The 11892-nt window shown below is 47.5% G+C and carries 12 protein-coding genes; 4 read left to right on the top strand and 8 right to left on the bottom strand.

Annotated elements, in window-relative coordinates:
• Positions 1 to 185: 185 nt before the first annotated feature.
• On the bottom strand, positions 186 to 473 hold the full coding sequence (locus J1782_RS09350; RefSeq protein WP_254303032.1) for a hypothetical protein: 288 nt from the start codon (positions 471 to 473) through the stop codon (positions 186 to 188).
• 234 nt (positions 474 to 707) lie between these two features.
• Positions 708 to 1391, bottom strand: coding sequence for an O-methyltransferase (locus J1782_RS09345; RefSeq protein ID WP_217153046.1), 684 nt, complete (start codon positions 1389 to 1391; stop codon positions 708 to 710).
• Between the two features lie 217 nt (positions 1392 to 1608).
• On the opposite strand from J1782_RS09345, the gene J1782_RS09340 reads away from it, so the two are divergent.
• The 3 genes from J1782_RS09340 to J1782_RS09330 all read left to right on the top strand — a co-directional run bounded on the left by J1782_RS09340 (position 1609) and on the right by J1782_RS09330 (position 4376).
• On the top strand, positions 1609 to 2061 hold the full coding sequence (locus tag J1782_RS09340) for a GNAT family N-acetyltransferase (RefSeq protein WP_165060110.1): 453 nt from the start codon (positions 1609 to 1611) through the stop codon (positions 2059 to 2061).
• 443 nt (positions 2062 to 2504) lie between these two features.
• Entirely contained in the window at positions 2505 to 3407 is a 903-nt protein-coding gene (locus J1782_RS09335) for a hypothetical protein (RefSeq protein ID WP_217153004.1), read from the top strand.
• Positions 3408 to 3680: 273 nt separating this feature from the next.
• Positions 3681 to 4376, top strand: a complete 696-nt coding sequence (locus tag J1782_RS09330) for a DJ-1/PfpI family protein (protein ID WP_217153003.1) — start codon at positions 3681 to 3683, stop codon at positions 4374 to 4376.
• A 189-nt stretch (positions 4377 to 4565) separates the two neighbouring features.
• Here J1782_RS09330 and J1782_RS09325 read toward each other — a convergent pair whose 3' ends face one another.
• From J1782_RS09325 to J1782_RS09315, 3 genes are all read right to left on the bottom strand, one after another.
• The gene (locus J1782_RS09325; protein WP_254303031.1) at positions 4566 to 4928 is read right to left on the bottom strand and encodes a hypothetical protein; all 363 of its coding nucleotides are present in this window, start codon (positions 4926 to 4928) and stop codon (positions 4566 to 4568) included.
• Positions 4929 to 5122: 194 nt separating this feature from the next.
• Positions 5123 to 5479 (bottom strand): DUF4440 domain-containing protein, encoded by a 357-nt coding sequence (locus tag J1782_RS09320; protein ID WP_217153002.1) that lies wholly within the window; start codon positions 5477 to 5479, stop codon positions 5123 to 5125.
• A gap of 544 nt (positions 5480 to 6023) precedes the next feature.
• Positions 6024 to 6677, bottom strand: a complete 654-nt coding sequence (locus tag J1782_RS09315; RefSeq protein ID WP_165060563.1) for a DUF421 domain-containing protein — start codon at positions 6675 to 6677, stop codon at positions 6024 to 6026.
• 211 nt (positions 6678 to 6888) lie between these two features.
• Here J1782_RS09315 and J1782_RS09310 point away from each other — a divergent pair, with 211 nt between their 5' ends.
• The gene (locus J1782_RS09310; protein WP_165060566.1) at positions 6889 to 7884 is read left to right on the top strand and encodes a LacI family DNA-binding transcriptional regulator; all 996 of its coding nucleotides are present in this window, start codon (positions 6889 to 6891) and stop codon (positions 7882 to 7884) included.
• A 29-nt stretch (positions 7885 to 7913) separates the two neighbouring features.
• Here the strand turns inward: J1782_RS09310 and J1782_RS09305 are convergent, their stop codons facing one another.
• The 3 genes from J1782_RS09305 to J1782_RS09295 form a co-directional block, all read right to left on the bottom strand.
• On the bottom strand, positions 7914 to 9353 hold the full coding sequence (locus J1782_RS09305; RefSeq protein ID WP_217153001.1) for a glycoside hydrolase family 32 protein: 1440 nt from the start codon (positions 9351 to 9353) through the stop codon (positions 7914 to 7916).
• Positions 9350 to 10600 (bottom strand): MFS transporter, encoded by a 1251-nt coding sequence (locus J1782_RS09300; RefSeq protein ID WP_217153000.1) that lies wholly within the window; start codon positions 10598 to 10600, stop codon positions 9350 to 9352. The genes J1782_RS09305 and J1782_RS09300 overlap by 4 nt, the downstream gene beginning before the upstream one ends.
• A gap of 218 nt (positions 10601 to 10818) precedes the next feature.
• A complete protein-coding gene (locus tag J1782_RS09295; protein ID WP_217152999.1) occupies positions 10819 to 11679 on the bottom strand; it encodes a hypothetical protein in 861 nt (286 codons plus the stop codon).
• Positions 11680 to 11892 lie beyond the last annotated feature (213 nt).

Below are 11892 nucleotides of genomic sequence, written 5' to 3'. Positions count from 1 at the left end.
ATAAAGCTAAGCTCATGTCATAATTCTTCTCTAATTGTTTTTTTTGAAAAAAACTCAGCTATTAATCGATTCTAGTAGTATCCTTTCTTTTTCTGTCGAGGGTCCATTTGGAAGTAGATCGTGTTTTTCTGAACATTTCCCTTGTAATAAGACGGCGCGGAAATCTATTGTGGTGTTTTTGTTATCTACTTCATGCATATGAATAAGAGATCTGCTAATTCACAGTTTAAAACAGAACCATTATTAACCGTGAACTTTGCCTGAGGAGTTCCATCTATCCAAACGGATTTAGCATTAACAACTACCTCTTGCTTATTTTTTAAATATAGTTCATGAACTTTTGATACAATTGAATCCAAGCTAGCAACAGAGTGAAGATTTCTCAATCCATATCGTTCAAGAGAAGCTCGTTTTTTATTTTTTTTGTGTAGGTATACTTTTCTCCAATTTTCCCAGCTAAATGGTTCGGCCATGACTTTTACTCCTAGAAAGGTAAATGATTTTACATCTTATTTTATTTGAACTCTTTTAACTATAGGCAATTAGGTCCGCTCCTGGCACGAAGCAGACAAAGGCAAAACCTAGGGCTGGTTTGAGCGAGGAGCTGAAGCTCTGGGCATAACTCAAGCAGCACAGCTTTTGACAATCCTTTAGAAGTTGTGATTAAGAGCTGGCGGTGAGTTCGTTCTTCTTAGCGAAAAATATCATCACCGGGCTTTAACGATAGCCATGACGAAACCATCCCATCCTTTTTCACCAACAGTCTGTACTGCTGTAGCTTCAAGTCGCTCATCCTCAGAAATCATCTGAACAAACTCTCGCAGACCTTTAACGTTCGGATCATCACTGCTGGAGTCGATTACACCGCCACCGCGCACAGTGTTATCCCCAACGATAACAGTACCTTGTTGCGACAGTTTGATAGCCCATTCAAGATAGCGTGGGTTATTCACTTTATCAGCATCGATAAAAATCAGGTCAAAGGGGGCTTTAAGTGTTGGCAAGACATCAAGAGCTGCCCCAATATGCAACGTAACGCGCTCAGCCAGCCCCGCTTTGTTTATATTCTGGCGAGCAACCTCTGCATGATGCTCGTTGAATTCAATTGTCGTTACGCTTCCATGTGGTGGGAGAGCCCTGGCCATCCATATGGTGCTATAACCCCCAAGCGTGCCTATTTCAAGAACACGGACAGCACGTGACATACGAATGAAAATGGCCAGCATTTTCCCCTGCAAAGCAGATACATCGTGTGCGGGCAATCCTTGATCTATGTTATTAGCGAGAGTGTATTTTAAATCTGAGTCTTCAGGGGCGAGCTTTTCAGAAAACCAGGCGTCTACCTGTGCCCATTTATCAGAATCTCGCGAAGGATAATCAGGAATTCGCATATGAAATCTATTCTCCTTAAAAAAACCATATGAAATTTTAGCAGACATTTGTTACATCGGTTGGTACGCCTACTTTTTCGGAAGGTTAAAATCAGTAACGTCCGCTCCTGGCACGCAGCGGACATTGATGGCATTAGAAGTGTGAGAGTGCCATTGTCATACTGGACACAACCGTAATTCTGTTCAGATTATGCAGATTGAAATCACTGGGAGAATCATGGATATCCAACTCATAAACGTCACCCCGGACAGCCCAGGATTTGCTGAGTTAAAATCGCAGAGCATGGCTGAAGGATTTAACATGTTACGCCGACTGGAAGATAACTGGCTTAGCGGACAGAACCGCTTTGACAGACCCGGAGAAAAACTAATTGGGGCTTCTGTAGATGGATTGATCGTTGGCGTTTGTGGACTCAACGTTGATCCATTTACGCTAAAAACTGGCATCGGACGTCTGCGACATCTCTATGTAGACTCAGTATGGAGAAAAAGGCAGGTTGGCAGCGCCCTGCTCAGGGAGATACTTAAGGATTCTGTCCACTGGTTTGATTTTATCAACACAAACGCTCCTCCATCGGCATTCACCTTCTATGAACGAGCTGGCTTTGTTGCTTTAACTGGCATAGAAAAAGTCACGCACCATCTATGCCTCAGAGACCCAGCGCGTTAATACAGTCACGTCCTGGATAGACCGCATATTCTATCCAGTGAACCACTTTTCAGGAACGCCTGCCTAGATACAGCCCTGACGCAACTAAACCGAACCACTTTCAGGAAAATCAGAGCCATTACAGTTAAATCCGCGCCGCCCTGGACACACTGCGTTTTCTGACCAGGCATGCAGAACGGCGGCTGAAACATCTTCAGGAAATCAAAGGAACTGACTGGCAGCTTTGAGCGAGGAGCGGAAGTTCGTAATTTTTCTTACAAATGCTAGGTACTGCTAATATTGCCGTGTTTTAATTAACGTGCCGCAGATCATGGTTTCACCTGATCACGGGGTTTTATCTGCTATGAATTCGCGCAGTGCTAACCCTTGCGGTTATAGCGCCTCAAGCATGCCCTTCCTACCTGATGATAAATCAATTTAGGTTTAACAAGATAAGGCACGACATGGGATTATTAAAATCAGGACTTCGCACCGTAAATGCCATCGTCACACTCGGTGGGTCGTTGGAACTAGAACACGCGAAAGCAAGTTTCGAATCCACTCATGCTTCCTACAAAATAACTCATGACGAAGTGACGCGAACAAAAACCAAGATTAATAATCGCATTAGTGAGTTGGGTGACATGCTCAAAACCGTAAAAGCCAGACTGGATCTTATCGAGCAAGTGTTAGAAACCACGCTCCTGTCTCTTGATAAGCAGTCCCGGACAACCGTGTATGCATCGCAAAGTATTGAGCGATTTAATCAACAGTATACCGGCGTACTCAATATGGGATTTGGTGGGGCTGTAGGTGGTTCAATGGCACTGGGCGCATGGGCGCTTGTTTCAGCCATTGGTACCGCGTCTACCGGCACGGCCATCGGCACGTTGTCCGGTGTCGCAGCAAGCAACGCGACACTTGCCTGGTTCGGAGGTGGTGCGCTCGCTGCGGGCGGAGCGGGAATGAGCGGGGGTATGTTGGTACTGGGGGGTATCGTCGCGGCACCTATTATCTATTTCGCGGCGAAAGGTGCCTGGACCAAAGCTCGCGCTTTTCAGGACCAAGAAGTACTCGTAAAGCAAGAGCATGAAAAACTGCTCGCACTAAAGCCTGAACTTGAGAAGCAATATAACGACGTATTAGCGTATACCGTTCAATTGAATCGCCATTGCCGCATATGGTTGGAACAAATGGATAACGGGTTAGCTACCCTATACCCTTGGGGGAAGCTCAGTATTTTTTACCGAGACTTGCTGCATATTATCGGTATTAAGTGGAAAAAGCCTGATCATCTGGCTGCCATTGAAACCATGAATCAACAAACAGCTGAGTTTTTACATTTTTTCCAAAACAGAAACACCTGAACTGTTCTTCAATAATTAAGGGGGCAGCTTGGAAAACGGAAAATATCCTACGTTAAGGCCGTTTCATAAGCAGACATGACAGGCAGATCTGAGCGCAGAGCGGTCGTTTCACCATTAGTCATCTTGGTTCGGACTGGTAATAAAATTCTTAATGCTACTGAAATACAGCTGGATTAAGCATGGTCTTCAGTAGGCGCACATTTATTCGTTCAACAAGAGGTTGCCTTTGTTGAAGGAAAAGACATTATATCCTTTTAAGTTAAAAGGGCTTTTATGATTGATTCTGCATGCACATCAATCGGGCTGATCCTGTTTCCAGCTCTCACTCAGCTTGATCTTACCGGCCCTTATGAAGTTTTCGTAAGAGCGCCAAACACAAAGGTTCATCTCATCTGGAAAAACCTTGACCTCGTGGTTTCTGATCGAGGTATGGCTATAAAGCCAACAACCACATTCAACGCATGTCCCGAACTGGATGTAATTTGTGTCCCGGGTGGTCCAGGGCAGATAAACCTGATGGAGGACGAAGAAGTCCTTTCGTTTATCCGGACTCAAAGTAAACAAGCAAAACTCGTGACTTCGGTATGCACTGGATCGCTTGTTTTGGGCGCAGCAGGACTTCTGAAGGGATACAAAGCAACTACGCACTGGGCTTCTCTGGATCAGCTCGCTTTGTTAGGTGCAGAGGCAGTGAGTGAGCGAGTAGTGCGTGACCGCAATCGTATAACTGGCGCAGGTGTGACGTCAGGTATAGATTTTGCTCTCAACGTCGTGTCAGAAATGTTCGGAAATGATATCGCTCAGAATATTCAGCTGCATATGGAATACGACCCTGCCCCTCCCTTTACCTGTGGCTCACCCCGCACAGCATCTGAAGAACAGCTAAAAAAAGCACAGGAGCAGACTGCACCATTTATTGAAAAGAGGCGGCAGGCTACTTTAAAAGCAGCAGCCAGACTTAAGAAATAAGGGTATAGCTGAATTTCTCTCTTCAATTCCCAACGTCCGCTACTGGCAAGAAGAGAATAGACTAACTTAACCAAGGTCTGCATTGAATGAAGAACGGAAATTATTCACATCGTTTGCATAACTGCCTAAGAGAGTAACGCCCCTTTTTGGGTTTGGTTTAGACATGTCGGTTTAGCAATCTTGTTCCGGCTAATTAGGACAAAGTCCTGTCGGGGCTTTTATCGGGCCACAATCACCAAAGTCATACACTTTGTATCCCTTTTGATTCATGCAGCTCAGAATGTGATTACGCCTGGCATCAAAACGCTCCATTGTCTCTCCGGGCTCTATGCGATTCAAGCTCCAGTGACCACTATCAAGGTTTGCCCTGGGGTTAACACCACAGCTATACAGATCGGCTTTACGCTGCGCAACATTGGTTAAGCCAGAAGCCTCCGGTTTCTGAAATACCTGAACCCAGGGAACATAATCGTAATTAGAGGAGTCCATATCGGCGACCACACACCCTGTTAACATCACTACACTCACTAATACCATCTTTTTGATCTTCAAAAAATGTTCCCTCAGATAAAGTGACCACCGGATATCAAGTAAACACGATGTTCAACGAGCAGGCAACTTCAGCTCCTGGCACAAAGCAGCCCCTCGAAGCCGGCAGCTTTGTGCGAAGAACGGACATTGGCTTTTCGTGCCTATAAGAGATACCTACCGGGTGGGGAGGTTTTTTTACCGTGTCATTGCCAAACTTATACCGCACCCGCCTCTGGTGTTCCCTGATGGAAAGCCAGCTCCCATTGCTCACTGTCAGAATACACCCAGCAGGAAGAACGTAGGGATGCTCGGCTACCGTCCGAATTAAACGTCTTGTAGTGCAGAATGGCGCAGTACTCTCCCATGCTGATCAGCCGGAAATCACTGCTAAGAATGATCGTTGGACTTAATTCGCCAGCCAGAGATGCTATCGTCTCCGCGCGGTCAACTATTACGCCTGACCGTGTAATTTCTCGAAATTCGGGATGCAGTATCTGTTCAAGCCATTTCCGATCATTCCGCCGGCCACCGTGAAGACTGCATTCAAGTGCTTTCAGCTTTTCCAAGAGCATTTTGCTCACCCTAATTGAACCCCGACAGTTGAATGAATTTATCATAACATCCCAAGGCTAATCTTTAATGGCCCCGAGGGGTAATCTCCGCTCCTGGCACAAAGCAGGCAAACAAATGACGCTGAAGGTCTGTTGAGAGCGAAGAGCGAAAGCTCGCAGCTGTCCTGCACGCTGATTTCATATTTACTGGCAGTTCTGATGGTTAGTTAACATGGCTCAGAGTAGTGAAGTTTCCCGCAGGTCGGACGATAATCGATGGCAATCATTCCGTTTTAAGCGTTTGCTGGTGCAAATAGAACTGTTGCGAAAAAGATAATCACGCATCACTTATTAAGAAGGGTTTTCATTCTCTAAGCTTTCTTCACTATGTAATCATTAGAAACGTTACTGTCTACGATTCATTAATATCTTACTATTCATGACATGCTCAAGGCAAAAACAAGCAGCGCAAGGTCCGCTATGTGAAGCGGACCTTAAATCTCATCTGCCAACGTAAAAAAAAGCCGACCTAAGCAGCATCGCTTAAAATTATCCTGGTCAGCCACTACCTGCACACTTTCCCGTCGGACATCACCAGCGTCATTTCTCCCTGCCAGAACTCGGCGAGGAAGATTTCGCTGATCTGCGTCACGCCCAGTGAGGTAATTTTTTCATGCAGCCATTGTTCATCTTTTTGAATAGCGTCCAGCTCTGAGTATCTGATCCTGCCATCTTTAATCAGGATCACCGACGGCATGTCCGCGCCTTCGCAGACCGCGGTGATCTGGCCGCCCGGTTCGATTTGGGCATATTTCAGGTTCTGAAAAGAGTGAATGCCCTGCGCATGCAACTGGGACGCGACGTTCAGGATATCAATTTTGTTTTTTCGTTTAAGTATGTTTTCCATAATAAACTTCCCATCCTTGATAATAGGGATGGGATTACCAATTGCAAATGAACGAAAGATAAAAAATCTCTTGCTGACGGCATTTAGCAAAGATATCAGCATAACGCCGATAATAAGCACGATAATATACTGGTACAATGGGATAACATCGTTGTAAATGACGCCGCCGATAATTCCACCCAGAACGAAGTTGCCGATAAAATCGACGGGTGTCATCTGAGAGAGCTGTGTTTTTCCTGAGAAATTCAGGTGTGAAATGACGATCAAAAAACCAAGGACGAATTTTGCCAGGACTAAAAGATAATATTCCATTAGGTTAACCCCCTCCACTTATAATTCAGTAATATATCACAACCCATTCAGGTATTCAGTGGTTCAACTGTTCTGGCTGATAGTCGAACAATATCCGGACATGTTTTCAGTTAAATATGTTCTTACCTCTCAATAGAAGGGTTTTTTAAGTGCGCAGCGGCCCTGTTTTTGTGTAGGATCAGCACATAGAAATATTATGAGCTGGAGAATTATGGCTTCTCTGAAAGAAGTGGCCCAACGGGCCTCAGTTTCGCTGATGACGGTGTCGCGCGCCATTAACGAGCCGCAACGACTCAAGCCGGAGACGCTGGCACGGGTGCGGGAAGCTATCGATGCACTTAATTATGTGCCCGATTTCTCCGCGCGAAAAATGCGCGGCAAAAGCAGCAAAATATCCACGCTTGGCGTGCTGGCGCTGGACACGGCAACCACGCCATTCTCCGTCGAGCTTCTTCTGTCTGTTGAACTCACCGCACGCGAATTTGGCTGGAGCAGTTTTCTTGTCAGCATTACCTCGCAGGCCGACAGCGAGCGGGCGGTGAGCCAGCTCCTTTCTCAACGCCCGGATGGCATCATTTACACCACCATGGGGCTGCGTGAAGTGAAAATTCCGCCGCGCCTTATCGGTAAAAATCTTGTACTGGCCAACTGCATCAGCCCTGATCATGAACTTCCGGGTTACATCCCTGACGATTTTGGCGGGCAGTATCAGGCCATGAAATTGCTTTTGCAAAAGGGATACCGGCATCCTTTGTGCTTTTATTTACCGGAATCCATTCCCGCCGGGATCCGCCGTCGCGCTGGTGCAGAGCAGGCCTGGCGCGAAGCCGGAATGCCGGCGGCACAACTTCGCCAGTTCCATATGGAACCCGGTGATGAACATTACCGTGACATTGTGCAGATTCTGGAAAGATTTGCGCCCGACGGCAAACCTGACTTTGACGTGCTGATTTGCGGCAATGACCGCATTGCTTTTCTGGCTTATCAGGTCTTGCTGGCGAAGGGGATTCAGATCCCGCAGCAGGTTGCCGTGCTGGGATACGACAATATGGTCGGTATCGGCGATTTATTTATTCCGCCGCTGACCACCGTTCAGCTGCCTCACCGCGAAATTGGCCGCGAGGCGGTGTTGCATCTGATCGAACAGCGCCCCAATCAGGGATTGATAAAAATCGATTCCCCTGTACTGGAGCGCGAGTCTTTATAAGGTCTTTTCTTTATACAATTTCCGCATAATCAACCTGCGCTCAGCGTCCAGAAGTCACCCTGAACGAAGGTTGCTTTACCGTATGTAGCAAAAACGGAGAGGGCGCGCTGGCCGGGTTGCGGATAAATTCTGCTGCTGAACGTCGCATCTCCCTGATTGACGAAAACTTCCACCGAAGAACGGTCGATGAAAATGCGTAAATCCAGAAGCTTACCCGGTGGCAGTGCGGTGCTGCGGGCGTCTTTGATCCCGTGCATCGGGAAGTCCCTTTCCAGACAGAGTCTTTGCGCCTGTGTATCCACAAAAAAGGATACGCCTTCGCCGAGTTTTATCCCGAAGCTTTCCGCATCTGACGCGGCCAGATCCCATTGCATGATGATCTCCGCGGCCTGTGCGTCTTCCATCAGAGGGCGTACGTCGTTTCTGAGCACGCACGGAGTGATCGGATAATGTTCACGGCGCAGCGTCCGAACTTCTTCCACCGGCATCATGCGCACTTTGCCATCACGCAGCGTCAGTTCACGGGGCAATGTCATACAGCCTGCCCAGCCTTCTGCTTTTGACGGCATTACTGATTCCCACATGTCCATCCATGCGATAACAATCCGCCGTCCGTCGGCCGCCGTAAATGACTGCGGCGCGTAGAAATCATGGCCATGATCCAGCTCGGCAAAGCCTTCCGTAATCATGAAGTCCTGGCCCGGTTTCCACGATCCGCGCAGGCATCCGCTCTGGAATAAATTCTGATAATCATAGCCTTGCGCTTTGATCCCTTGCGGAGAACACATCAGAATATGTTCATCGCCGAGCGGAAAGAAATCCGGGCATTCCCACATATAGCCGGTATGGCTGTCCGCTTTGGCCAGTACGCGATCCAGTTCCCACTGTTGCAGGCTCTTGCCTTTATAGAGCAGTACCTGCCCGCAGTCGCTGTCATCGCGCGCGCCGATCACCATCCACCAGCAACCGTTTTCACGCCAGACTTTCGGGTCACGAAAATGCATGATGTTATCCGGCGGGGCGAGCACCACGCCCTGTTTGGTGAAATGAATGCCGTCCTCGCTGGTGGCCAGGCATTGCACTTCGCGGATGGCACTGTCATTGCCTTCACCATTAAGCCAGACATGGCCGGTGTAAATCAGGCTGAGTATGCCGTTGTCATCCACGGCGCTGCCGGAAAAGCAACCATCGCGGTCATCATCGTCGCCCGGCGCCAGCGCAACCGGGAGATGTTGCCAGTTCACCATGTCCTTGCTGACGGCGTGCCCCCAGTGCATTGGCCCCCAGTTTTCACTGAACGGGTGGTGCTGATAAAAAGCGTGGTACAGGCCCTGATGAAAAATCAGACCGTTCGGGTCGTTCATCCAGCCAGCCGGTGGGGCAAGGTGGAAGAGTGGGTAGAATGCATCGCCGCGTTTTTCTGCCGCATCCTGCAAAGCGTGCTCAGCACGTTCAAGTCGCTGTTTCATACGTTTTCGCCCTTTTTAAAGTCCATTGAACAGGGAGTCCGGCTCTTATCACCGGTGAGAAGGAAAGCGGAAATCAGAGTGAGGGAAAGTACCAGCGTGCCCAAAATCATGTAGGTGTCGGCGAAGCCGATCACGTCATAGCCTTTGCCCGCCAGCGGTGAAAATACACTGGCGCAGACCTGCGTAATGAACTGAAAACCCACGAGATAAAGCGTGGCAGAAAGGCGAGGGTCAAAGCGCGTGGTGATGTACTTAAACATGGCGATCAGCAGAATGGGTAATTCCACGGCGTGCAGCAGTTTCATGCACGAAATCGTGACCGCATCGGCGGCCAGTCCGGAACCAAAGACGCGCAGAGCCATAATCAGACCGCTCAGCAACAAGCCGTTTTTAGCGCCAATCTTATTGACCACAAACGGTGCAAGGAACATTCCGCCCGCTTCCAGAAATACCTGGAAGGAATTCAGGAAGCCGTACATCTCGTTGCCGTTTCTGACGTCCGGGAAAAGTGACGCGAAGTACACCGGGAATTGCTGGTCATACACGTTATAAACGCTGACGCCGGTGACAAACACAATCAGCGCCCAAAAGCGGGGCAGGCGGAACAGGTCAATGGCGTCGGACAGGTGCAAATTACCCGGTTTGCCGTACTCGAGCTGGCTCAGAGCATCGGTTTTGACTTCGCGTAATCCCCACAATAACAACAGGAATATCAGCGCGGAACAGGAGCCCATCCAGAAATTAAGATTTGGATTGATGTTAAAGAGCATTCCGGAAAAGAACGTTGCAGCCGCCCAGCCCAGCGATCCCCACATTCTGGCTTTGCCAAACTCGAAGCCTAAAATGCGGCTTACACGTTCGGTGTACGACTCCAGCGCCCCAATTCCGGCAAAAAAAGTGGCGCCGACATAAAGCCCGCCGGCCAACGCACCCGCTAAAATATTGGCCTGTAACAGCGGGGCAAAAATAAAGATGAAAAAGGGGCCACTGAGCAGCAACAAAAAACCAATGGCCCAGAGCAGGTTTTTGCGTAACCCCAGCTTATCCTGAATAAAACCGTACAACGGCTGAGCGCACAGCGCCGTCAGGGCGATGGCAGAAAATAATAATCCGGTGTCAGCACCCCGCAGACCAATCTTCTGACTTAACCAGAGTGAGATAAGCGAGAAGGCTGATGACCAGGTGTAGAAAAAACAAAAAAGTAATCCGCTAAGCAATGTGTAAGGACTTCGGTTGCTGTTCTTCATATGTGTGTCCGTTCATTATTAGAATGTGTAGACCACATTGTTAACGTTAACTTTCAGTTTTTCACAGATGTTATAAGGCGAGTTTATGATGTTAATCACAAGTGTTAACGTTAACATAATTGAAGTGTGATCTGAACCACAATTTTTGGGGAGTGAGTTTTCAAGCCACCGGTTTTATCCCGCACAGAGGCCCGGAGAGGCCGCACAAAACAACGCAATCAGCAGGGGCGTTGTGTCATATCTGGCAGACCGCTAAGCCCATACTCGACCATCGCCATGTAAACGGAAAAATAGCTGAGCACCATTTGCATGAAGGTCAGATGCAACACGATCGTGTTATTGGCAGAGTCGAGCCTCAGCAGACCACCGGCCTCTGCGGCTTTCAGACATCGTTTAATGTGTGAGCGGGAAACCCCGCATTTTAGCGAAGCTTTCAGATAGTTATACTCGATTACCGCATTCTGCTGACGGATGCTTTCGATGTACAAATCCATCAGCATCATGTGCCCGGCGTCCCTGAAAATGAACTCCTTACAATCGGGGACCATATCGAATAAATAGATCTGATTGAGGATGATTTCCGAATACATCCGAAAATAATCAGCATTGAAATTTTCCATCTTCAGGCAGCGTGAAACATCGAAATCCGGGTACAACATGCCATAGGGGATCATCATGGTATTAATGAGCGCGCGGGTTTCATCCTGCGCTCTTGATGTCACCGTATAGTTCAGCTTTCGTTTATCCAGCGGATCCTTTTTAACTTCCATTCGCCCGCCCACACGAATAAAGAGCAGGAAAGAGTCAACGGTATTTTCACTGATTAATCCCGTTGTCTTACAAAAGTCTTTCACTTGTCGGAGAGTAGGATTCTCTGTCGTGAAAAAATAGGTCATGACAGCGGTTCCAATAATAAATCGATTGGCTTTGAAAATAACCTTAAAATAGAGAGGTTTAGTCAGATAAAGTTTAAACATAAGTTTGTAATGTTTCTGCATGACTAACTCTATATCCTTATGCGATTTAATCTCCTCTGCACGATGAGAAATTAAATCCCTGAGTTCTTGTTTGCTCTTCATTTCGTTTCTTACTTTTCCCGATGTCATATTACAAATTAAAAAATATCGCAATTATTACTTAGCGTTAATTTAAGTCGTGTTGAAAAACAGTTTAGAATGCTATATCGCGACGGGGGTATTGCGTGTTTTTGTTAAAAGCTGAAAGGTCTGATTTGCCTCGCTAAGTATAATCCTAACACCGCATTAACGAATTTGCATAAGAGTTGATCTTAT

Origin of the sequence: Rahnella sp. BCC 1045 (assembly GCF_019049615.1) — a bacterium.
In the GTDB taxonomy this organism is placed as follows: domain Bacteria; phylum Pseudomonadota; class Gammaproteobacteria; order Enterobacterales; family Enterobacteriaceae; genus Rahnella; species Rahnella contaminans.
This window is presented reverse-complemented; position numbering and strand designations above follow the sequence as displayed.